A 21,119-nucleotide genomic window follows, 5' to 3' on the forward strand; every position below is an offset into this window, starting at 1 on the left:
GTTTCGCCCCCGTGCTCCCGATATCCGGCTCAAGCAAGGAATGCGTGATGAGGAAGACGCTGCCCGCACGAGCCCGGCCGGTACTGCACCGCGCCGCCGATCCGTGCGACGAGACCCTGTCCGGCTACCCCGCGGCCCAGCAACCCGACTGGCCCGACCAGACCGAACTCGCCGACGTCCGTGACACGCTGTCCGAGCGTGAAGACGTCGTCGGCCCCGCCGAGGTGCTGCAACTGCGCTCCCTGCTGGCCCGCGCCGCCGAAGGCGAGTTCTGCGTGCTGCAGGCCGGCGACTGCGCCGAGGACCCGGCCGACACCGGCGTCCACGCCGTGGCCCGCAAGATCGGCATGCTCGACACGCTGGCCGAGGTGATGCGGGTCGGCTCCGGCCGTCCCGTCCTCGAAGTCGGCCGGATCGCCGGCCAGTACGCCAAGCCGCGCTCGCAGAACGTCGAGAACGTCGACGGCCGGGAGCTGCCGGTCTACCGTGGGCCGATCGTCAACAGCCCCGAGCCGACATCCGAAGCGCGGCGGCCCGACCCGGCCCGGATCCTGGACGCGCACCGCGCGGCCCTCGGCGTCCGCGCGTCCATCGGGCGGCTGGGCCGCGGCACCGGGGCCGACCCGGCCGGCCGGATCTGGACCAGCCACGAGGCGCTGCTGCTGGACTACGAAGTCCCGCTGGTGCGCCGGATGCCCGGTGGCCGCAGCTACCTCGCCTCGACGCACTGGCCGTGGATCGGCGAGCGGACCCGGCGCTCGGACGGCGCCCACGTGCACCTGCTGTCCACTGTGGTCAACCCGGTCGCGGCGAAGGTGAGCGCGAAGGCACCGATCGAGGACGTCCTGAAGCTCTGCGCCCAGATCGACCCCTACCGCACCCCCGGGCGGCTCACGCTGATCCCGCGGTTCGGCGCGGCCCGCATCGGCGAGCTCGCGCCGCTGGTGCGGGCGGTGCGCGACGCCGGGCACCCGGTGCTGTGGCTGTGCGACCCGATGCACGGCAACACCGTCGTCGCCGACGACGGGCTCAAGGTCCGCTGGCTCGAGGACATCATGAACGAGCTGCGCCAGTTCGTCCGGATCGTCACGGGGGAGGGCGGCGCCTGCGCCGGGCTCCACATGGAGGCCTCGCCCAGCGAGATCTCCGAGTGCCACGGCGCCGGCATCACGGCCGCCCGCGGGCCCGGCTACACGACGCTGTGCGACCCGCGGCTGAACCTCACCCAGGCCGTCGCGCTGACCGCGAGCTGGCAGCCCGAGGCGGCCCACGAACTCAGGACGGAGCTGGCGTCATGACCGTGACACTCGTAACCGGCGCAGGCAGCGGCATCGGCGCCGCCACCGCGACTCTCCTGGCCGAACGCGGCCACCCCCTGGCGTTGTTCGACCGCGACGAGGACGCCCTCGCCCAGGTCGCGAAGCCGTTGCTGGACGAGGGCCGCAGCGTCGAGACGCACGTTGTCGACGTCACCTCCAGCGCGGAGGTCGACGCCGCCGTCGAGCGCGTCGAAACCGGCTTCGGGCCGATCGGCGGCCTGGCGAACGTGGCCGGGGTGCTGCGGATGGGCCGGGTGAGCGAACTGTCCGACGAGGACTGGAACGCGACCTTCGCGGTCAACGCGACCGGGGTGTTCCACGTCTGCCGGGCAGTGTCCCGCCGGATGGCCGAACGCAAGAGCGGCTCGATCGTCACGGTGGCGTCGAACGCCGCCGGCGTGCCGCGCAGCCACATGGCCGCCTACGCCGCGTCCAAGGCCGCCGCGACCAGCCTGACCCACAGCCTGGGCGTGGACCTCGCGCCGCTCGGCATCCGCTGCAACGTCGTCGCGCCCGGCTCGACCGACACGCCGATGCTGCGTTCCATGTGGACGGACGAGACCGGTGCCGACGCGACCGTCCAAGGTGACCCCGGCCAGTTCCGGCTGGGTATCCCGCTGGGCCGGGTCGGCGCGGCCGGGGACGTCGCCCGCAGCGTGGCGTTCCTGCTCTCGGACGAGGCCCGGCACGTCACCCTGGCCACCCTGCTCGTCGACGGCGGCGCCGCACTCGGCGCCGTCTGAGGAGGCCTGATGAGCATCACGATCGAACCGTACGACCTGCCCACCGCCGTCCCGGCCAGCACCGCGGACTGGCGGGCGCACCCGTCCCGCGCGGCCCTGCTGATCCATGACATGCAGCGCTACTTCGTCGGCTTCTACCCGGAGGACGGCGATCTGCGGCGCACGCTCGTCCGCAACGTCGTCCAGGCGCGGGAAACCGCCGACCGGCTCGGCATCCCGGTGTTCTACACCGCCCAGCCCGGCTCGATGACCAGCGAGGACCGCGGTCTGCTGCACGACATCTGGGGGCCGGGCATGAAGGCCACCCCCGCCGACCGGCAGGTGATCGACGAGCTCACGCCGGCGCCGTCGGACGTCGTGCTGACGAAGTGGCGCTACAGCGCCTTCTTCCGCACCGACCTGCTCGACCGGCTCCGCGCGGCCGGGCGTGACCAGCTGATCGTCTGCGGGATCTACGCGCACGTCGGCTGCCTGGTCACCGCCGTCGAGGCGTTCACGCACGACATCGAGACGTTCTTCGTCGCCGACGCCGTCGCCGACTTCGGCCCGGACGAGCACCAGCTCGCGGTGAGCTACGCGGCCGCCAACTGCGCGGTCGCCACCACCACCGCGGCCCTGGTCGGTGAGCTGGAAGGCGCGGTGGTCACGTGAGTCCCCTGCCCCTGCGCGCCGGGTCGCCGTACGCGATCCTGCACCGGCCCGGCAGCGGCCGCGGCGACCAGGTCGAGATCGTCTCCGGCCCGGTCCGCACGGCCGAGCGGCTGGCCGACCTGACCCTGGACGACGGGTCCTGGGAAGGCCGGGGCCGGCACACGAAGCTGGTCCTGCTCCCATACCGGCAGCTCGCCGAGCGCGGCTACGACTGCCCGGACGACCAGGTCCCGCTGCAGGTGATGGACATCGAGTCCCAGGCGACGCTCACCGTCGCCGAGACCCTCGCGGCCCTGCCCGACGCCGTCCCGCCGCTGGAGGACCGCGCGTTCGACCTGGGCGACGACGAGTACGCCCGCACGGTCGAGCGGATTCTGGACGACGAGATCGGGGCCGGCGAGGGCGCGAACTTCGTGCTTTCCCGCAGCCTGCGCGGCCGGTTCCCGGGCTTCGACGACGACGTCGCGCGGGCGGTCTTCAAGCGCCTGCTGGGCGCGGAAGCCGGGGCGTACTGGACGTTCCTGGTCTTCACCGGCGAGCGCTATCTGCTGGGCAGCACGCCTGAGCAGCACGTCCGGCTGTTCGACCGCACGGTGACCATGAACCCGATCAGCGGCACCTACCGCTACCCGGACGGCGGCGCCGACGCCGAAGGCCTGCTCGAGTTCCTCCACGACGAGAAGGAGGCCGACGAGCTCTGCATGGTCGTCGACGAGGAACTGAAGATGATGGCCGAGCTGTGCGACCGCGGCATCCGGGTGTCCGGGCCGCGGCTGCGGCGCATGTCGCGGCTGGCGCACACCGAGTACTCCCTGGAGGGCGAGACCGGGAAGCCGCTGACGGAGGTGCTGCGGCACACGCTGCTCGCGCCGACCGTCACCGGCAGCCCGCTGGTCAACGCCTGCCGGGTGATCCGCCGGTACGAGCCGAAGGGCCGTGGTTACTACAGCGGCGTCATCGGCCTTGTCGGCAGTGACGACGACGGCCGCCGCTCGCTGGACTCGGCGATCCTCATCCGCACCGCGGACATCTCGCCGTCCGGCGACGTCCGGCTGGCGGCCGGGTCGACCATCGTGCGCGAGTCGGCGCCGCTGTCGGAGGCCGCGGAGACGACGGCGAAGGTGTCGGCCGTGCTGAAGTCGCTCTCCGGTGAGGCCCGCCGGTCCGCGGCACCGCCGCCGTCGACGTCGTCCGACGAGGTGCGCTCGGCCCTGAAGGCGCGCAACGACGGCAAGTCCCGGTTCTGGCTCGACGGCGCCCGCCCGGGCACCGGCTCCCGGGTCCGGATCACCGTCGTCGACGCCGAAGACGCGTTCACCTCGATGCTGGCCTACCAGCTCAAGTCGGTGAACTGCGACGTCACGACCGTGCCGTGGGACGCGGGGGAGCTGCCGGAGAACGACCTGGTGCTGCTCGGGCCCGGGCCGGGCGATCCCAACGACGTCGAAGGCGCGAAGGTCGGCCGGCTGCGCACGCTGGCCGCGGACCTGCTGCGCGAAGGACGTCCGCTGGTCGGTGTCTGCCTGGGCCACCAGGTGCTCTGCGCCGAACTCGGGCTGCCCGTGCAGCGCCTCGCCCGGCCCAACCAGGGCCGCCAGGCCCACGTGACGATCGACGGCACGCGCCGGGCGGTCGGGTTCTACAACAGCTTCGCCGCGCGTACGGCCGACGACCGCGTCGCGGTGCCCGGCCGTGCCGACGCGGAAGTCGTGCGCGGGCTCGACGACCAGGTCATCGGCCTGCGCGGACCGCGGCTGGCGACCATCCAGTTCCACGCCGAGTCCTTCCTCACCGAGGACGGGCCGGCGATCCTGCGTGACGTCGTCGACCACGCGACCACAGGAGGAGGCACCTCATGACCACGATCGCCCCGGCGTTCGACCGCGCCCGGCTGAGGACCTTCCTCGGCCACTTCACCACCGGCGTCACCGTCGTGACCTACCGGCGTGGCACCGAGGTGCGCGGCGCGACCGTCAACGCGTTCACGTCCGTGTCGCTGGACCCGCCGCTCGTGCTGGTCTCGCTCGACCGGCGCAGCCGCTCGGTCAAGCACCTCGGCAACGGGCCGTTCGTGGTCAACATCCTCGCCGAGGACCAGCAGGACGTCGCGATGCACTTCGCGGGCAAGCCGATGGCCGACGACGACGTGCCGTGGGTCGACCTCGAGTCGCCGGTGCCGCGGCTGGGCGGCACGGTCGGGCACGTCGAGTGCACCCCGTGGCGCGCCTACGACGGCGGCGACCACGTGCTGCACGTCGGCGAGGTGACCGGCCTCGACCTGGCCGGCGGGCGGCCGCTGCTGTTCTTCGGCGGCGAGTTCCCGCGGCTGGCCGAAGAGCCCGACGCACCGCACTGGTCGTGGTCGCTGGACGACCCGACACCCCAACGATGGGAGGCAGGCAAGTGAGCGAGACGACGACCCGGCCATTGACCGGGGACGAGTACCTGGAAAGCATCCGCGACGGCCGCGAGATCTGGGCCTACGGCGAGCGTGTCGACGACGTCACCAAGCACCCGGCGTTCCGCAACACCGCCCGGATGACCGCGCGGCTGTACGACGCACTGCACGACCCGGAGAAGAAGGACGTCCTGACCACGCCGACCGACACCGGCAGCGGCGGGTTCACGCACAAGTTCTTCCGCGCTCCGAAGTCCACACAGGACCTGATCGGCGACCGCGACGCGATCGCCGAGTGGGCGCGGATGAGCTACGGCTGGCTGGGCCGCAGCCCGGACTACAAGGCGAGCTTCCTGGCCACCCTGGGCGTCGACCCGGGTTACTACGGCGAGTTCGAGGGCAACGCGCGCCGCTGGTACGCCGAGGCGCAGGAGAAGGTCCTCTTCTGGAACCACGCGATCATCAACCCGCCGGTCGACCGGCACAAGGCGGCCGACGACGTCGGGGACGTGTTCGTGCACGTCGAGGAGGAACGCGACGACGGCCTGGTCGTCAGCGGCGCCAAGGTCGTCGCGACCGGCTCCGCGCTGACGCACGGCAACTTCATCGCCCACTACGGGCTGCCGGTGAAGAAGCGCGAGTTCGCGCTGGTGGCGACGCTGCCGATGGACTCCCCGGGGCTGAAGCTGATCTGCCGGCCGTCGTACGCGCTGCAGGCGGACACGACAGGCAGCCCGTTCGACTACCCGCTCTCGAGCCGGCTCGACGAGAACGACACGATTTTCGTGCTCGACAAGGTGAAGATCCCCTGGGAGAACGTGTTCGTCTACGGCGACCAGGCCAAGGCGGCGACCTTCCTGTCGGCGTCGGGGTTCCTGAACCGCTCGACGTTCCACGGCGTGACGCGGCTGGCCGTGAAGCTGGACTTCCTGGCCGGGCTGCTGCTCAAGGGCGTCGACGTCACCGGCACCAAGGACTTCCGCGGCATCCAGACCCGCATCGGCGAGGTACTCGCGTGGCGGAACATGTTCTGGGGCTTGAGTGACGCGATGGCGCTCAACCCGGACCCGTGGAAGGACGGCGCGCTGCTGCCGAAGCTCGACTACGGCATGGCCTACCGCTGGTTCATGACGATCGGCTACCCGCGGGTGCGGGAGATCATCCACCAGGACCTGGGCAGCGCGCTGATCTACCTGAACTCGCACGCCAGCGACTTCCAGAACCCGGAGCTGCGGCCCTACCTGGACAAGTACGTCCGGGGTTCGTCGGGCTACGACGCGGTGGAGCGGGTCAAGCTGATGAAGCTGATCTGGGACTCCGTCGGCACCGAGTTCGCCGGCCGCAACGAGCTCTACGAGCGGAACTTCTCGGGCAACCACGAGAACGTCCGGATCGAGATGCTCACCGCGCAGCAGGCGTCCGGGCAGGTCGACGGCTACAAGGGCTTCGCCGAGCAGTGCCTGGCCGAGTACGACCTCGACGGCTGGACCGCGCCGGACCTGATCAACCCGGACCGGATCTGACGTGAGCCACGACGTGACGGAGGGCCTCCCCGCGGTGCGGGAAGGCCCTCCGGTCGTGCGTCCGTCAGCTCTCGACGAGCATCAGGCAGAACCCGTCGTGACCGCGGCTGCCGACGGTCTGCACGGTCGTCGCGGTGACGCGCGGCTCGTCGGCCACCAACTGGTTGAACCGCCGCACGCCCTGCACCGCCGGGTTGGGGCTGTCGGCCTCGACGACGAGCCCGTCGAGCACCACGTTGTCCACGACGATGACGCTGCCCGGGCGGGTGAGCTTCAGCGCCCAGCCGAAGTACTCCGGGATGTTCGCCTTGTCGGCGTCGATGAACACGAGGTCGAACGGCTCGCCGCCCGCCAGCTCCGGCAGGGTGTCCAGCGCCTTGCCGACGCGCAGGTCGACCACGTCGGACAGGCCGGCGTTGTCGATGTTGCGCTGCGCGACCTCGGCGAAGGACGGTTCGGCCTCCAGCGTGGTCAGCGTGCCGCCCTCGGGCAGCGCCCGGGCCAGCCAGATCGCGCTGTACCCGCCGAACGCGCCGATCTCGAGGATGCGGCGCGCACCGTGGGTGCGGGCGAGCAGGTGGAGGAACTTGCCCTGGTTGGGTGCCACCGCGATCTCCGGCAGCCCGGCCTCGGCACTGGCCTTGGCCGCGAGGTCCAGGGCGGCGTCGTGCTCCACCATCAGGTTCGAGGTGTAGGTGTCGATTTTCGTCCACTGGTCTTCGCTCATGTCTCCCGATGCTACTTGAGGAAGGCGCTCGGCTATAGGGATAATGGGACTATTTTTCCCGCCAACTTGATTTCCCCGTGGCAACCACTGTAGTGTCGAAGGGGATCGGGCGGTTGTTTCTTACGCCGCCCCCGACAATCGATCAAGGCCACTCTCCAAGGCGCCGTCTGGGAATGCGTCCCGGCGCCGGAAGAAAGGATGGCGACATGTCCGAGAACGCCGTGGCGACCCTCGAGTCGCCCCGCCTTGCCCCGCTCCGCGCGGCCACGTTCCACCACCTGGGGATCCAGACCGCCGACCTCGCCAACTGCGTCTCCTGGTACCAGGAGTTCTTCGGCTGCAAGGAGAACTGGGCTCTCGACCGGTTCTCCGAGCTGACCACCAGCCGGCTGCCGGGCATCGTCAAGCTCGTCGAGCTGCGGGCCGGCGGCACCCGGTTCCACCTCTTCGAGCGCGAGGGCGAAGGTGGCGAAGCGCCCGACCCCGGCAGCGCGCAATTCCAGCACGTCTGCATGGAGGTCGGCTCGCCGGAGGAAATGTCCGCGTGGCAGCGGCACTGGACCCGGTTGTACGAATCCGGGCGCTTTCATTTCACCCTGGACGAACCGGCGACGGAGATCGTCACCGACGAAGACGGCGTGCAGAGTTTCTACGCATTCGACGTGAACGGCCTCGAATACGAGTTCACCTGGATTCCGGAGGCCGCGTCGTGACCGTTCCCGTGCTGACCGAGGTCCCCGTGCGCGAGGGCTGGGACTTCGGCGACTTCCCCTACGGCCTCGAACCGCTGACCATCCCCGACGCGGGTACCGAACCCGCCGGCGACGGCCCGTGCTCCCGCTTCGCCGGGCTCTGCACGCACCTGGAGCACATCTCCCGCAGCGGGGTGCCGGGCCCGGTCGAGCCCGTCGAGTCGTCCGACCGGCTGTACTGGTTCCGCTGGATCACCGGCCACCAGGTGACGTTCGTGCTGTGGCAGCTCGTCGCCCGCGAGCTGGCCATGGCCGAACGCGGCGAGCGTGACCGCGAGGCCGCCCTGGCCTCGGCGGCGCTGTTCACCCGCGGCTTCAGCGCGATGCTGCTCTACACCAGCTCGACCCCGATCGACGTCTACCACGAGGTCATCCGGCCGAGCATGTTCCTGCAGCACCGCGGGTTCAGCGGCACGTGGGCCCCGGACTTCGCCCCGGTCCGCGACCTCTACCGCGGCAAGGGCCTGCCCGGCGACGATTCGCCCGGCGTCAAGGCGCTGCGCGACGAAGTCGGCTTCTACCAGCGCGTCCACGGCGGGATCGCCGCCAAGCTGGTCCCGAGTGGACGGTCGCTGCTGCAGGACGCGGCGGGCGCGGCCGAGGCGCCGCACCCGGACGTGCTCAGCGTCGTCTACGACAACTACTTCATGACGCTGCGGGCGCCGACGTCCCTGCCGGACGTCGTGGCCCAGCTGCTGCGGCGGCTCAACGCCGTGGCCCTGGACGTGACCCAGAACGGCGTCGACGCCGTGTCGGACGCCGAGGACCCGCCCGCCGAGCTGACCAGTCCCGAGGTCCGCTCCTGCGAAGCCGGGTTCGTCGGCCTGCTCGCCGACGTCGCCGCGTGCGCGGCCGGCTCCCCGGCGGACTGAGCCGTGCGCCACGGCATCGTCCTGCTGCCCGAGCAGCGCTGGTCCGCCGCGCGGGACCGCTGGCGCCGCGCCGAAGAGCTCGGGTTCGACCACGCCTGGACCTACGACCACCTGATGTGGCGCTGGCTGCGCGACGAGACCTGGTTCGGCTGCCTGCCGACGCTCACCGCCGCGGCCGGGGTGACGTCCAAGATGCGGCTCGGCTCGCTCGTCGCGACCCCCACGTTCCGCCACCCGGTGCCCTTCGCCAAGGAGCTGATGACGCTCGACGACATCTCCGGCGGGCGGCTGATCTGCGGTGTCGGCTCCGGGGCCGGCGGGTACGACGAGAGCGTCTTCGGCGCCGAGCCGGAAGGCAGCCGCGCCGGGCGGTTCGCGGAGTTCCTCGAGCTGACGGACCTGCTGCTGCGGCAGCCGGTGACGTCGTACGAGGGCGAGTACTACCGCTGTGAGGGCGCGCGGATGGTCCCGGGGTGCGTACAGCGCCCGCGGCTGCCGTTCGCGGTCGCCGCGACCGGCCCGAAGGCGATGGGCCTGGCCGCGCGGTACGCCGAAACGTGGATCACCGCGGGGGCGCCGGGCCGGTTCGACGCCCGGCGCTGGGACTTGGTCGTGCCGGAGCTGAAGGACCAGCTCCGGGCGTTCGAGGACGCCTGTGCCGCGGCGGGCCGCGATCCGGCGTCGGCGGGGAAGCTGCTGGTGACCGGCGCGACCGTCGGGGGCGTGCTGGACTCGGCGCAGTCCTTCCGGGACGCCTCGGGCACGTTCGCCGACCTCGGCTTCACCGACCTGGTCGTGCACTGGCCGCGCCAATCCGAGCCGTACCAAGGGGACGAGCGCGTCCTCGACCAGCTGGATCTCGCCTGAAAGGAGCAGCATGCCCGCGTACGAGATCGTCAACATGTTCGCCGACCACGTCTACGCCGGCAGCGCGCTCGGTGTCGTCCCGCGGGCCGGTGACCTCGACACCGCGGGCATGCAGGCGCTGGCCCGCGAGATCAACCACACCGAGACGGCGTTCGTGCTGCCGCCCACCGGGACCGGCGCCGACTACCGCGTCCGCGTCTTCACGCCCGAGGCGGAGTCGCCGTTCGGCGGGCATTCGAGCGTCGGCACCGCGGTGACGCTCGCGCGGCTGGGCCTGGTGCCCGCCGGGCGGGTCGTGCAGGAGTGCGGCCCGAAGCTGCTGCCCCTGGACGTCACCGCCGAGGCGGGCAAGATCACCGCGAAAGACCCCCTGGAGAGCGAAAAGCTCGACGCCGGGGTACTGCTCGGCGCCGTCGGTCTGCCCGCCTCCGCGGCCGACGGCGCCCTTCCCGCGGCCTGCGGGTTCGGCCCCGCGTTCCACTTCCTGCCGGTGCGGGCGGACGCCGTCGCGGAAGCGAAACCCGACTTCGAGCGGATGGCGGCCGCCGACCTCGCCGACGTCCTGGTGTTCAGCTGGGACGCCGCGACGAACACCGCGCACGGTCGCCTGTTCGCGCCCGGCTACGGGATGCCCGAAGACCCGGCCTGTTCCTCGGCGGCGCTCGGCCTCGGCGTCTGGCTCGTCGAAGCGGGGTGGTTTCCGGGAGGCGACTTCACCCTGCGCCAGGGCCACGAACAGGGCCGTCCGTCCACTATGTACGGCTCGGTCCAGGTCACCGACGGCCGGCCGGTGTCGGCCTCGGTCTCCGGCGCCGTGTTGCCCGCCGGTACGGGCGAGCTGGCCGATCCGGACCGCGAGAAGGGAAGCTGACGTGCTCGACCGACCCGAACTGCTCGGCACCCGGGGTGCCGTCTCGTCCACGCACTGGCTCGGCTCGGCCGCCGGGACGGCGATGTTCGACCTGGGCGGCAACGCCTTCGACGCCGCCGTCGCCACGGCGTTCGTCATCCAGGTCGTCGAACCGCACCTCAACGGCCCGGGCGGCGACGTCCCGATCCTGGTCCACGACGGCGCGACCGGCGAGGTCGAGGTGATCTGCGGCCAGGGCCCGATGCCGGAAGCCGCCACACCCCAGGCGTTCCGCGACCGTGGCGTCGACGCGATCCCCGGCTCCGGGCTGCTCCCGGCGGTCGTCCCCGGCGCGTTCGGCGCGTGGCTGCGGCTGCTGCGCGACCGCGGGCGCCTCGACTTGGCCACGGTGCTCGCCCCGGCCATCGACTACGCCGAGCACGGCTACCCGCTGCTGCCGAAGGCAGCGGACATGATCGACGTCCTCGCGCCGCTGTTCCGTGAGGAGTGGACCGGCTCGGGCGAGGTGTACCTGCCCGGCGGACACGCGCCGAAGCCTGGCGCGCGGCTGTGCAACAAGCCGCTCGCCGCGACCTATCGGCGGATCGTCGCCGAGGCCGAAGCCACTGCGGGCGGCCGCGAGAACCGGATCGACGCTGCCGTCCAGGTGTTCTACCAGGGGTTCGTCGCCGAGACGATCGACAAGTTCCTCGCCACGACCGAGCCGCTCGACTCCACCGGCCGCCGCAACGGCGGCCTGCTGACCGGCCACGACCTGGCGTCGTGGCAGGCCACGATCGAGCCGACGGTCACCGCGGACTACCGCGGCCACACCGTCCACAAGGCCGGTCCGTGGTCGCAGGGCCCGGTGTTCCTCCAGCAACTGGGCTTGCTGGAAGGCTTTGACCTCGCGGCGATGGACCACGGCGGCGCCGAGCACCTCCACACGGTCGTCGAGAGCGCGAAGCTCGCCTTCGCCGACAGGGAGGCCTTCTACGGCGACCCGGCCCACACCGACGTCCCGCTGAAGGACCTCCTGGATCCGGCGTACGCCGCCGCGCGCCGCGAGCTGATCGGACGGCGGGCGTGCGGTGACCTGCGCCCGGGCTTGGAGGGCTGGTTCCCGGAACCGCCGCTGCCCGGCGAGCCGGACGCCGACTGGCGTGCCCAGCTGGCCGACGGGATCCCGGCGGTGGTGAAGCTGACCGCGGCCAAGGGCGACACGTGCTGCATCAGCGCGTCGGACCGCGACGGCAACATGGTCGTCGCGACGCCCAGCGGCGGCTGGCTGAAGAGCTCCCCGGTCATTCCCGGCCTCGGGTTCCCGCTCGGGACGCGCGGGCAGATGGCGCTGCTGGACGAGGGGCACCCGAACACGGTCGCGCCGGGCAAGCGCCCGCGGACCACGCTGAGCCCGACCCTGGTGACCAAGGACGGCCGGCCGCACCTGGCGTTCGGCACGCCGGGCGGTGACCAGCAGGACCAGTGGACGCTGAACTTCTTCGTCAGTCACGTCGACGGCGGCCTGCGGCCTCAAGCGGCGGTGGAGCAGAGGGCGTTCCACACCGACCAGGTGCCGTCGTCGTTCGCGCCGCGTTCGGCGCGCCCGAACCGCCTGGTCGTCGAGAACAGCTGCCCGCCCGAGGTGGTCGAGGAGCTGCGTTCTCGCGGTCACGACGTCGCGCTCGCCCCGGACAAGTCGCTGGGCAAGGTCTGCGCGACGGGGTTCGACGGCGACCTCGTGCTGGCCGCGGCGAGCCCGCGCGGGCAGCAGGCCTACGCCGTCGCCCGCTGATCCTGGAGGTGCGCTGTGCAATCCGTGCTGGAGTTGTTCCCGAGCCGGCAGGCGCTGGCCGAAGTCACCGACGAGCTGGGCCGCGGCCGGCCCGCGATCGTCCACAACGGACGTGAGGCGGTGTTCGTCCTGCCACTGGCGGAGGTTTCCACCGCGGCGGTGGCGTTCCTGGTCCGGCACGGCTCGGGCCTGATCGTCGCCGCGTTGCCTCGTCGACGCTGCGACGAGCTGGGCCTGCCGCGGATGTGGGGCGCGTTCGAGCGGCCGTCGGACTACTGCGTGACGGTCGATGCGGCCGAGGGCGTCACCACGGGCATCTCGGCCACCGACCGCGCCACGACGTTGTCCCGCCTGGCCGACAGCGCGGCGACTCCGGCGGATTTCCAGCGGCCGGGCCATGTCATGGTCCGCGCGACGCACCCGGAAGGCGTCATCGGGCACGCCGGATTCCCCGAAGCGGCGGCGGACCTGGCCGAGCTGGCCCACTGCGGCCCGGCAGCGGCGTACACCCACGTCGTCAGCCCGGTCGACCCGACGCGGCTGGCCAGGCCGGACGAGCTGGACCCCCTGCGCGGGAAGTGCGGATTGCCGGCGGTGAGCCTGGCGATGCTGCGCGGGTACCGGACGCAGCCGGCCGCGGTTCAGCGGTTCCCGGGGGACAGGACGTAGGAGAACCGCCGCACCCGCGGCACCCAGGCCTGGAAGACACCGACGTCCGGCAGGGTGATCGCGTCCGCAAGCTCCGCCAGGGTGTGGTGCAGGTGTTCCCACTGCGGCACCTCGACGGCGGGCACCACGCCGACGGCCGGGCTCTCCCAGTGCCCTTCGACCTCGAACGGCCGCAGTTCCCCGACGAAGTCCGGCCAGGACGCCTCCGCCGGCCGCCGGAGCAGCGCGTCCGCGAAGCGGCCGAGCAGGCGTCCGTGGGCGGTGAACGTCGCGAGCAGCACGACCACCGCTTCGTACTCGCCGCCGAGGAACGCCGAGGCGTCCGAGAGGTCGCGCGTCGAACGCAGCATCCGGTAGAGGTTGATCAGGCGTTTCGCATCCCGCGGGGTGTCGATCAGCCGGTCCAGACGCGACAGCAGCGCGATCTCCGGCGCGGTGAGAGGCCGGGGGATCTCGGGCCGTACCTTCGGGTCGAGCTGGGCCGCCACCTGCGAACCGGGCTCGACCGGGATGGCGGCCGGGGAGTCGACGACGAGGGCTTCGGGCCGGTCCGCGGGTTCTTCCCGGTTTTCCGCGGGCCGGGCGGTCTCGACCATGCTCAGCAACAGCCGGTTGAGGCTGCCCTTCGGCATCCGGGGCAGCACCAGGGGGATGTTGAGGATCTTCTCGAGGTAGTCCTCGGGCGTCACGTGCCAGCCGTCGGGCCGCGTGCCGGCGTCGGCTTCGATCAGCCGGTCGTAGTGCGTGCTGAGCGACCGCAGCAGCCAGCGCGGGTCCACGCCGACGACCACCACGAACAGGTCGAAGGCGAGCAGCAGGTGCACCGCCTGCAGGACGTCGACGACCTGCTGCGGGCTGCAGCGGTCGAGGTCGTCGATGTAGAGCACGATCCGGTCCATCGGCCGCGCCGGGTCGCCCGGCGCCACCGGGGCCGTCATCAGCGCGACGAGCTTCTCGAAGTCCTTGCGGATGGTGGAGATCAGGCCGAGGTTGCCGCGGTAGTCGTCACCGCGGGAGCGTTCGGCGAGGAAGGCGTAGAGCCGGCGTCCGGGGGTCAGCTCGGCCAGTTGCCGTCCCAGCTCGCCGGTCCGGGCGACGACCTCCTCCAGCTGGGCTTCGGCGAGCCGCTGGTCGGCTTCCGCCTTGCGCAGCGCGATGCGCTCCCGCTCGGCGTCGCCGTCCGCGCCGATCCGCAGCTCGTCGGCCAGCGTGCGCAGGCGCCGCAACCCGCTGCGAGCGACACTCAGCAACGTCAGCCCGACGCCGGTGAGGGCGGTGAAGAGGCCGACAGCGCCCGCCAGCACCTCCTTGACCTGCGGTACGAACGCGCTCACGCACACACCCGCCAGCAGCACGAGCGCGGCGAGGGCGATCGCGCCCTTCCCGGCGCGGTGCATCGACGTCCGGCGCAGCTCGGCGGCCTCGTCCAGCGTGCCGCGCACCTCGTCGGCGAGCAGCCGGCCCTGCTCGGCCGGGTCGGTGACGCCGAGCTGCCGCCACAGGCCGTCGTACTGCGCGCGGAACGTCGAAGACCGGCGCAGGGCGCGCAGCAGGTCTCCGGCCCGGACCCGGCGGTCGTTCTCGGCGTCACCGATCTTGCGTTTGAGCGCGGCGGCTTCGGCTTCAGCGCGTTCGGTGACGGCGGTGAGCTGCTGACGTTGTTCGAGCGCCGCGGCGAGCTGGTCCCGCAGCCGGGCGCCCTCCCGTAGCCGGGCCTGGTGTTCGGCCTCGGGTTCGCCGGTGCGGCGGGCGGGCTCGGCGAGCTGGCGGAAGATCTCGTCACCGAGGCTGGCCCAGAGGTTCGCATCGGCGTAGTGCCAGGCGTTGAAACCGACCTGCGCGATCTTGCCGCAGTGGCCGGGTGTCCCTTCGAGGGCTTTCACCTGTCCGCGTAGCAGGCCCATGAAGAAGCTCTTGCCGGAGCCCCATTCACCGAACACCCCGATCGACAGCGGCAGCGGCGTGTCCCGCGCCGCGATCACGGTGGCCAGCATGGAGACGTAGGGCTTGACACCGAGGTGGTCCCGCTCGAGCGGGATCGATTCGTTGGGGTCGACCAGGTCCCGGGTCATCCCGCCGGCGAGTTCGACCGAGGAGAACACCGGCTCCCGCGCCGCCCAGGCGTCGTGGATGACGTCGCCGTGGTCCAAGGACCTGGAGTAGAGGTAGATCGTGCTGACCGAGCTTCGCGTCGTGAGCGCACCTTCGAGCACCGCGCGGGCGGAGACCGCAGCAGGGACTCCGAGTCGTCCGGTGCCGAACAACGGCAGCGCGACGGCCGTTGCGCGTGACGCGGACGCCGCGCTGAGGATGGCCGCGGTCGAGGCGGTGATCGCGGCGGCCGTCGGGTCGTTGCCCTGGTCCGGGTCGCGCGGAGTCGCCAGGGCCACCATCCGCGGCTGAGTGCCCCGGTCCCGCGGTGCCAGCTCCAGCAGCGCGGGCGAACTAGCCGTGAGGGAGCTGAGCGAGACCGAGTCCCACTCGGACTCCGGGTACTGCTCCTGCATCGCGACGGCGGCGTCGCCGAACCCGCCGCCCACCGACACGGCCACCACGTCGGCCGGGAGTTCCCACGGCCGGTCGGTCAGGGCCAGGTAGAAAGCGGCTTCGGAGCCCTGACCGAGCAAGGTCACGGTGGCGTGCTGCGGGGGCGTCGCTGATTCGGACATCGCCGCTCTTGATACCACGAGGGGTGAGTCCGCGTCCTAGGATCGCCGCGCACGGCAGGCACGCGAAAGACGGGGCAGCACATGACATCCACCAGGCACGACGGCGACACCTGGGACCTGGCGTCCAGCGTCGGCACGACCGCCACCGCGGCGGCCGCGGCCCGGGCGATCGCGACACGTGAGGATCGGTCGCTGATCGACGACCCGTTCGCCGAGCCGCTGGTCCGGGCGGTCGGCGTCGACCTCCTGACCCGGCTGGCCAGCGGCGAACTGCCGCCCGGCGACCTGGTCGAGCAGTCGGCGATCGACGTGGCCAAGGTCCGCACCAGGTTCTACGACGACTTCTTCCTCGACGCGGCGAACGCCGGCATCACGCAGGCCGTGATCCTGGCCTCGGGACTGGATTCCCGCGCGTACCGGCTGGCCTGGCCCACCGGGACCGTGGTGTACGAGCTCGACCAGCCGCAGGTCGTCGAGTTCAAGACCCGCACCCTGGCCGAACTGGGTGCCGAGCCCACCGCCGAGCGGCGGGTCACCGCGGTCGATCTGCGTGACGACTGGCCCGCCGCCCTGCGCACCGCCGGCTTCGACCCGGCCCGGCCGACCGCGTGGAGCGCCGAAGGCCTGCTGGGTTACCTGCCGCCGGAGGCGCAGGATCGGCTGCTGGACACCATCACCGAGCTCAGCGCGCCGGGCAGCCGGGTGGCCACCGAGAGCCGGCCCAACCCGAAGCCGGGGGACGAGGAGGCGACGAAGGAGAGCCTGAACCGCACGGCCGAACGCTGGCGCGCGCAGGGTTTCGAAGCCGACATGGCGAAGCTGCGTTACTTCGGTGAGCGCAACGAGGCGGCTCCCTACCTGACCGGCCTCGGCTGGACGCTGGAGGGGAGGACCATCCGGGAGCTGCTGACCGCCCACAACCTCCCTCTGAAGGACGACGACCTACGGATGGGCGGCGTGCTCTACGTCAGCGGATCTCTCACCAAGTGAGGGATCTACCCCCTCCGGAAGCGGGTACCCAGTTTTTGAGGGGCCCTCTGGCGCCTCGCAAGTCCCCAGCGGATCTCTCGGCCCATCTGAGTTCGGATATGTGACCTTATCCAAACTCAAGCAGCGTTCTATCTATCTTCTAATTTTGAACAGCTGCTTCTAGTTCTAATTAGAAGGTTTGATAGAGTCCTCATCATGACGGAAGACGCTGGTCAAGCCCGGGTTTGCGAGTACCGCCGCTGCGGAGCCGCTCTGCCGCCCGCCGTGGGCCGGGGGAGCCGGGCCCGGTTCTGCCAGGACGGGAAGACCTGGGGACGCCGGAACCTCACCTGCCGCGACGCCGAGGCCGTCCTGGCGGACGCCGAATCCCTCCGCGAAAGCGACACCGCGCTCGACGACACCGCCGTCACGGCACTGGCGGGCCAGGTCGACCGGGTGCTCGACCCGGCACGCGGGCTCGTCGAGACGCTGACGACCCTGCGCCACCAGCTCGAGGCGACCACCGCCACCGCGCTCGCCGAGCGGGACGCCGCCCTGGCCGAGGCCGACGAGCACCGTCTCCACCGCGGCCGGGCCGACGCCGAAGCCACCCAAGCCCGCGAGATCGCCCAGGAAGCCCTGCAGCAGGCGAGCGCGGCCGAGAAGGAGAAGACGGCCGCCACCCGCGAGCGCGACCAGGAACGCGCGGTACGGAAGGCCGCCGTCCAGGAACAGCAGCGTGCCGAAGGGCAACTGGCCGCCGTCCGGGACGAACTCGCCCGCGTCGCCGACCGGGCCGAGGCGTCCGCGACCCTCGCCGGGGAGCGGGCCACGACGATCGCCACCCTCACCGCCGAACTCACGGCCACCCGCACCGCACTCGACGAAGAACGCGGCCGTGGTCAGGCCGCCAACCTCCGAACGGAAGCCGCGACGGCCCGCGCGGAGTCCGCCGAAACCCGAGCAGAAGCCGTCTCACAGAAGCTCGACGCGGCGCGAGAGGAGCACGCGAAGGCTCACCAGGAGGCTGCGGACCGCGCTCAGGCCGAGGCCGGACGTCTCCGAGCCGGCTTCGACCAGCGGCTCACCGAGGTGCAGGCGGCCCACGAGCAGACCGTCCGGTCCATGCACGAGACCACCACGAACCTGGGCGCCGAGCTGCGCACCTGCACCGCCCGGGCCGACGCCGCCGAGCACCGGCTGAGCCAGGTACGCGCAGCCCTGAAGGGCGAAGACGTCCCGGAAACACTTAAGCAGTTACTTGACCAATGAGTCGGGCGAGCCTAACTTAAGTACATGCTTAACCATGACGAAGCGCTGGACCTGGTGTTCCGCGCCCTGGGGGACCGCACCCGGCGGGCCCTGGTGGAGCGGCTCGTGCGCGGCCCGGCGTCGGTCAGTGAGCTGGCCGCGCCGCTGACCATGTCGCTCGCCGCCGTCGTGCAGCACCTGCAGGTACTCGAAACGGCCGGGATCGTGCGCTCGGAGAAGGTCGGCCGGGTGCGCACCTGCCGGCTCGAGCCCGAGGTGCTGCGCACCGGCGAGCACTGGCTCGGGCACCAGCGCACCGCGTGGGAAGGCAGGCTCGACCGGCTCGGCGACGTCCTCGGCGAGCCCGGAACCTCCGAAGGGAGCACGACATGACCGTCATCCACTCCACGTTCACCCTCGAACGCACCTACACCGCAACGCCGTCGCGGGTGTTCGACGCCTGGGCGGATCCCGCCGCCAAGGCCCGCTGGTTCGGCGGGGAAACCCACGAGCTGGACTTCCGCGCCGGCGGCCGCGAAGTGACCACCGGCACCGCGCCGAACGGCACCAAGCTGGCGGCGACCTCGACCTACCACGACATCGTGCCCGGCGAACGAATCGTCTACTCCACCACGCTGACCGGCGGCGACACCCTCGCGACCGTCTCGACGACCACCGTCGAACTGCTCCCCGACGGCGACGGCACGCGCCTGGTCCTCACCGAACAGGGCACCTTCCTCGACGGCGCGGAGGAACCCGCGTGGCGTGAGCAGGGCACCGGCGACTGGCTGGACAAGCTGGGCGAGGAGCTGAAATGACCCCCAGGGCGCTGATCGAGGGTCGCGTCGCGGCCGTGGCGGCGAAGGACCTGGACGCGCTCCTCGCCTGCTACGCCGAGGACGTCACGCTGTTCGACGCGGTCGGCCCGTTGCGCGACGCGGGCCGGGAGGCGGAACGGACCCGGCTGCGCGAGTGGTTCGGCGCCTACCGGTCCGCGATCGAGCTGGAGATCCGCGACCTCGAGGTGGTCGCCAACGGGGACGTCGCCTTCGCGTCCTACCTGTTCCACGTACGCGGCACGATGCTGGACGGAACCGACGTGGCGATGTGGGTCCGCTCGACCACCGGCCTCCGCCGCGGCGCCGACGGCTGGAAGATCGTCCACGAGCACAGCTCGGTCCCCTTCGACGGCGCCACCGGCGAGGCGCTCACCCGGCTGCGGCCCGGGTCCGGTACTGCTGCGGGCTGACGCCGAACTCGCGTTTGAACGCCGTGCTCAAGGCGAACGCGCTGCCGTACCCGACCTGGTGGGCGACCGCGCCGATGGTCGCGTCCCGTTGCTGGCGCAGGAAGTCCGCGGCCAGCGCGAGCCGCCAGCCGGCCAGGTAGGCCATCGGGGTCTCGCCGACCGTCACGGCGAACCGGCGGGCCAGCGCCGCCCGCGAGACACCCGTGTTGGCCGCGAGCTTGGCGACCGTCCACGGCTCGGCGGGCTGGTGCTGCAGCAGCCGCAGCGCCTGGCCGACGATCGGGTCGTCGTGGGCGCGGTACCAGGCCGGCGCGCTGGTGTCGGGCCGGTCGAACCAGGCTCGCAAGGCGGCGATGAGCAGCAGGTCCAGCAGCCGGTCGAGGACGGCTTCCTGGCCCGGGACGTCCTTGCCGATCTCCCCGGCCAGCAGCCCGACCAGCGGGGTCGGCCAGTCGGTGGCGCGCAGGACGATCAGCGCCGGCAGGGCCGCCAGGAGCCGTTTGCTGAGCTCGCCTTCCATGCCGTAGGTGCCGGTGAGCAGCACGACCGGGCCGTCGGTGCCGTGGCCCCAGGTCCGGACGCCGAGGTCGGCGTAGTCGGTGAGGTGCCCGCCGTCGGGCGTGCGGCATTCCTGCCCGGGCAGGATGATCGCCTGCGGCGGTGTCCCGGGGTGGTCGGCGACGAGGTACGGGTCCGGGCCGCGCGCGATCGCGACGTCGCCTTCGCGCAGCAGCACGGCTTCGCCGGCGTCGGGCACGATCCACGCTTCGCCACGCACCACGGAGACGACGGTCAGCGGTGCCTGGTCCTCGATTCGCAGCGACCACGGCGGGGTCAGCACCGACCGCAGCAGGAACGCGCCGTGTGCGCGGGGGCCGTCGAGCAGAGCGGCGAGCGGATCCATGCGCCCGAGTGTAGACGATGGAACATGCTATCGAGGCTCTGAACTATGGAGAGTCTCATCCGGCGCCGCTTGACTGTGTGTCATGACCAACGAAACGAAGTACCTGGTGGTGGGCGGTACCGGCAAGACCGGGCGCCGCGTGGCGGACCGGCTGCGGGAGCGCGACCTGCCGGTGCGGATCACGTCGCGGCGGGGCGTGCCACCGTTCGAATGGGCCGAGCGCGACACCTGGGGGCCGGTGCTCAAGGGCGTCGACGCGGTCTACCTGACCTACTACCCCGACCTGGTCGTGCCCGGCGCGGCCGACGACATCCGGGCGTTCACCGAGCTGGCCGTCGCCGAAGGCGTGCGCCACCTGGTGCTGCTCTCCGGCCGTGGCGAAGAGGAAGCCGAGGCGTGCGAACGGATCGTCGCGGACGCCGGCACCGGCTGGACAGTCCTGCGCTGCAGCTGGTTCGCCCAGAACTTCAGCGAGCACTTCCTGCTCGACGCGGTCCGCAGCGGCGAGATCGCCCTGCCCGCGGGTGCGGTGACCGAGCCGTTCCTCGACGTCCGCGACATCGCCGAGGTGGCGGTGAAGGTGCTGACCGAGCCCGGGCACACCGGTGAGCTGTACGAACTGACCGGGCCGCGGCTGCTGAGCTTCGCCGACGCCGCCGCGGATATTTCGGCCGCGTCGGGGCGGGATGTCCGCTATGTTCCGGTTTCCGCGGAGGACTACGCCGCCGCGGCGGTCGAGTACGGCGTCCCGGCCGACGAGGTCGGCGCGCTGACCGAGCTGTTCACCCGGGTGCTCGACGGGCGCAACGAGTCGGTGACGCACGACGTCGAGCGGGTGCTGGGCCGTCCGGCGACAGATTTCGCCGAGTTCGCGCGGGACGCGGCGGCGACCGGGGTCTGGGCCCGGTGAA

General features: G+C 71.8%; 21 protein-coding genes. 18 read left to right on the plus strand and 3 right to left on the minus strand.

The genetic code is table 11. From position 1 onward, the window contains the following. Nucleotides 1-47: 47 nt before the first annotated feature. From VA596_RS16730 to VA596_RS16755, 6 genes are read left to right on the plus strand one after another with little or no spacing between them, the layout of a single operon-like run. Nucleotides 48-1,298 carry a 3-deoxy-7-phosphoheptulonate synthase gene (locus VA596_RS16730; RefSeq protein WP_323328084.1) on the plus strand — a complete coding sequence of 417 codons (1,251 nt, stop codon included), beginning with the start codon at nucleotides 48-50 and terminating at the stop codon, nucleotides 1,296-1,298. Beyond that, complete coding sequence (locus VA596_RS16735; protein ID WP_323328086.1) at nucleotides 1,295-2,062, plus strand: 2,3-dihydro-2,3-dihydroxybenzoate dehydrogenase; 768 nt, start codon at nucleotides 1,295-1,297, stop codon at nucleotides 2,060-2,062. The genes VA596_RS16730 and VA596_RS16735 overlap by 4 nt, the downstream gene beginning before the upstream one ends. Nucleotides 2,063-2,071: 9 nt before the next feature. Then, a complete protein-coding gene (locus VA596_RS16740) occupies nucleotides 2,072-2,713 on the plus strand; it encodes an isochorismatase family protein (protein ID WP_323328088.1) in 642 nt (213 codons plus the stop codon). Next, nucleotides 2,710-4,572 carry an anthranilate synthase family protein gene (locus tag VA596_RS16745; RefSeq protein WP_323328090.1) on the plus strand — a complete coding sequence of 621 codons (1,863 nt, stop codon included), beginning with the start codon at nucleotides 2,710-2,712 and terminating at the stop codon, nucleotides 4,570-4,572. The genes VA596_RS16740 and VA596_RS16745 overlap by 4 nt, the downstream gene beginning before the upstream one ends. Then, nucleotides 4,569-5,120 (plus strand): flavin reductase family protein, encoded by a 552-nt coding sequence (locus VA596_RS16750; protein WP_323328092.1) that lies wholly within the window; start codon nucleotides 4,569-4,571, stop codon nucleotides 5,118-5,120. Before VA596_RS16745 ends, VA596_RS16750 begins: the two co-directional genes overlap by 4 nt. Next, on the plus strand, nucleotides 5,102-6,634 hold the full coding sequence (locus tag VA596_RS16755; RefSeq protein ID WP_410171890.1) for a 4-hydroxyphenylacetate 3-hydroxylase family protein: 1,533 nt from the start codon (nucleotides 5,102-5,104) through the stop codon (nucleotides 6,632-6,634). The genes VA596_RS16750 and VA596_RS16755 overlap by 19 nt, the downstream gene beginning before the upstream one ends. Before the next feature lie 64 nt (nucleotides 6,635-6,698). Here VA596_RS16755 and VA596_RS16760 read toward each other — a convergent pair whose 3' ends face one another. Further along, nucleotides 6,699-7,361, minus strand: a complete 663-nt coding sequence (locus tag VA596_RS16760; RefSeq protein WP_323328096.1) for an O-methyltransferase — start codon at nucleotides 7,359-7,361, stop codon at nucleotides 6,699-6,701. Nucleotides 7,362-7,567: 206 nt separating this feature from the next. On the opposite strand from VA596_RS16760, the gene VA596_RS16765 reads away from it, so the two are divergent. The 6 genes from VA596_RS16765 to VA596_RS16790 are packed head-to-tail and all read left to right on the plus strand — an operon-like array spanning nucleotide 7,568 to nucleotide 13,166. Continuing rightward, nucleotides 7,568-8,074 (plus strand): VOC family protein, encoded by a 507-nt coding sequence (locus tag VA596_RS16765; protein ID WP_323328098.1) that lies wholly within the window; start codon nucleotides 7,568-7,570, stop codon nucleotides 8,072-8,074. Beyond that, entirely contained in the window at nucleotides 8,071-8,985 is a 915-nt protein-coding gene (locus tag VA596_RS16770; protein WP_323328100.1) for a hypothetical protein, read from the plus strand. The genes VA596_RS16765 and VA596_RS16770 overlap by 4 nt, the downstream gene beginning before the upstream one ends. 3 nt (nucleotides 8,986-8,988) lie before the next feature. Further along, nucleotides 8,989-9,852: an LLM class flavin-dependent oxidoreductase gene (locus VA596_RS16775; RefSeq protein ID WP_323328102.1), complete on the plus strand. Its 864-nt coding sequence runs from the start codon at nucleotides 8,989-8,991 to the stop codon at nucleotides 9,850-9,852. 10 nt (nucleotides 9,853-9,862) lie between these two features. Continuing rightward, a complete protein-coding gene (locus VA596_RS16780; RefSeq protein WP_323328104.1) occupies nucleotides 9,863-10,723 on the plus strand; it encodes a PhzF family phenazine biosynthesis protein in 861 nt (286 codons plus the stop codon). A gap of 1 nt (nucleotide 10,724) precedes the next feature. Next, nucleotides 10,725-12,497 (plus strand): gamma-glutamyltransferase family protein, encoded by a 1,773-nt coding sequence (locus VA596_RS16785; protein WP_323328106.1) that lies wholly within the window; start codon nucleotides 10,725-10,727, stop codon nucleotides 12,495-12,497. 24 nt (nucleotides 12,498-12,521) lie between these two features. Then, nucleotides 12,522-13,166: a 3,4-dihydroxy-2-butanone-4-phosphate synthase gene (locus VA596_RS16790; RefSeq protein ID WP_323328108.1), complete on the plus strand. Its 645-nt coding sequence runs from the start codon at nucleotides 12,522-12,524 to the stop codon at nucleotides 13,164-13,166. On the opposite strand, the gene VA596_RS16795 is transcribed toward VA596_RS16790, so the two are convergent. Further along, entirely contained in the window at nucleotides 13,139-15,835 is a 2,697-nt protein-coding gene (locus VA596_RS16795) for a P-loop NTPase fold protein (protein WP_323328110.1), read from the minus strand. The genes VA596_RS16790 and VA596_RS16795 overlap by 28 nt on opposite strands. Nucleotides 15,836-15,916: 81 nt before the next feature. Between VA596_RS16795 and VA596_RS16800 the strand changes: the two genes are divergently transcribed. From VA596_RS16800 to VA596_RS16820, 5 genes are all read left to right on the plus strand, one after another. Continuing rightward, nucleotides 15,917-16,825, plus strand: coding sequence for a class I SAM-dependent methyltransferase (locus VA596_RS16800; RefSeq protein ID WP_323328112.1), 909 nt, complete (start codon nucleotides 15,917-15,919; stop codon nucleotides 16,823-16,825). Between the two features lie 195 nt (nucleotides 16,826-17,020). Then, entirely contained in the window at nucleotides 17,021-18,076 is a 1,056-nt protein-coding gene (locus VA596_RS16805) for a coiled-coil domain-containing protein (protein WP_323328114.1), read from the plus strand. Nucleotides 18,077-18,100: 24 nt separating this feature from the next. Continuing rightward, complete coding sequence (locus VA596_RS16810) at nucleotides 18,101-18,448, plus strand: ArsR/SmtB family transcription factor (protein ID WP_323328116.1); 348 nt, start codon at nucleotides 18,101-18,103, stop codon at nucleotides 18,446-18,448. After that, nucleotides 18,445-18,873: an SRPBCC family protein gene (locus VA596_RS16815; RefSeq protein WP_323328118.1), complete on the plus strand. Its 429-nt coding sequence runs from the start codon at nucleotides 18,445-18,447 to the stop codon at nucleotides 18,871-18,873. The genes VA596_RS16810 and VA596_RS16815 overlap by 4 nt, the downstream gene beginning before the upstream one ends. After that, nucleotides 18,870-19,304 carry a YybH family protein gene (locus VA596_RS16820; RefSeq protein ID WP_323328120.1) on the plus strand — a complete coding sequence of 145 codons (435 nt, stop codon included), beginning with the start codon at nucleotides 18,870-18,872 and terminating at the stop codon, nucleotides 19,302-19,304. The genes VA596_RS16815 and VA596_RS16820 overlap by 4 nt, the downstream gene beginning before the upstream one ends. On the opposite strand, the gene VA596_RS16825 is transcribed toward VA596_RS16820, so the two are convergent. Then, nucleotides 19,264-20,208: an AraC family transcriptional regulator gene (locus VA596_RS16825; RefSeq protein ID WP_323328122.1), complete on the minus strand. Its 945-nt coding sequence runs from the start codon at nucleotides 20,206-20,208 to the stop codon at nucleotides 19,264-19,266. The genes VA596_RS16820 and VA596_RS16825 overlap by 41 nt on opposite strands. 82 nt (nucleotides 20,209-20,290) lie before the next feature. Between VA596_RS16825 and VA596_RS16830 the strand changes: the two genes are divergently transcribed. Beyond that, entirely contained in the window at nucleotides 20,291-21,118 is an 828-nt protein-coding gene (locus tag VA596_RS16830; RefSeq protein WP_323328124.1) for a Rossmann-fold NAD(P)-binding domain-containing protein, read from the plus strand. Nucleotide 21,119 lies beyond the last annotated feature (1 nt).

Origin of the sequence: Amycolatopsis heterodermiae (assembly GCF_034929455.1) — a bacterium.
Classification (GTDB): domain Bacteria; phylum Actinomycetota; class Actinomycetes; order Mycobacteriales; family Pseudonocardiaceae; genus Amycolatopsis; species Amycolatopsis heterodermiae.

Bases quoted from the DNA above. Each gene is read 5' to 3' on its own strand.
- VA596_RS16800 (WP_323328112.1), top strand. From the start codon at position 15,917: ATGACATCCACCAGGCACGACGGCGACACCTGGGACCTGGCGTCCAGC.
- VA596_RS16735 (WP_323328086.1), top strand. From the start codon at position 1,295: ATGACCGTGACACTCGTAACCGGCGCAGGCAGCGGCATCGGCGCCGCC.
- VA596_RS16780 (WP_323328104.1), top strand. From the start codon at position 9,863: ATGCCCGCGTACGAGATCGTCAACATGTTCGCCGACCACGTCTACGCC.
- VA596_RS16760 (WP_323328096.1), bottom strand. From the start codon at position 7,361: ATGAGCGAAGACCAGTGGACGAAAATCGACACCTACACCTCGAACCTG.
- VA596_RS16810 (WP_323328116.1), top strand. From the start codon at position 18,101: ATGCTTAACCATGACGAAGCGCTGGACCTGGTGTTCCGCGCCCTGGGG.
- VA596_RS16765 (WP_323328098.1), top strand. From the start codon at position 7,568: ATGTCCGAGAACGCCGTGGCGACCCTCGAGTCGCCCCGCCTTGCCCCG.
- VA596_RS16750 (WP_323328092.1), top strand. From the start codon at position 4,569: ATGACCACGATCGCCCCGGCGTTCGACCGCGCCCGGCTGAGGACCTTC.
- VA596_RS16740 (WP_323328088.1), top strand. From the start codon at position 2,072: ATGAGCATCACGATCGAACCGTACGACCTGCCCACCGCCGTCCCGGCC.
- VA596_RS16805 (WP_323328114.1), top strand. From the start codon at position 17,021: ATGACGGAAGACGCTGGTCAAGCCCGGGTTTGCGAGTACCGCCGCTGC.
- VA596_RS16730 (WP_323328084.1), top strand. From the start codon at position 48: ATGAGGAAGACGCTGCCCGCACGAGCCCGGCCGGTACTGCACCGCGCC.
- VA596_RS16830 (WP_323328124.1), top strand. From the start codon at position 20,291: ATGACCAACGAAACGAAGTACCTGGTGGTGGGCGGTACCGGCAAGACC.
- VA596_RS16815 (WP_323328118.1), top strand. From the start codon at position 18,445: ATGACCGTCATCCACTCCACGTTCACCCTCGAACGCACCTACACCGCA.
- VA596_RS16755 (WP_410171890.1), top strand. From the start codon at position 5,102: ATGGGAGGCAGGCAAGTGAGCGAGACGACGACCCGGCCATTGACCGGG.
- VA596_RS16820 (WP_323328120.1), top strand. From the start codon at position 18,870: ATGACCCCCAGGGCGCTGATCGAGGGTCGCGTCGCGGCCGTGGCGGCG.
- VA596_RS16795 (WP_323328110.1), bottom strand. From the start codon at position 15,835: ATGTCCGAATCAGCGACGCCCCCGCAGCACGCCACCGTGACCTTGCTC.
- VA596_RS16825 (WP_323328122.1), bottom strand. From the start codon at position 20,208: ATGGATCCGCTCGCCGCTCTGCTCGACGGCCCCCGCGCACACGGCGCG.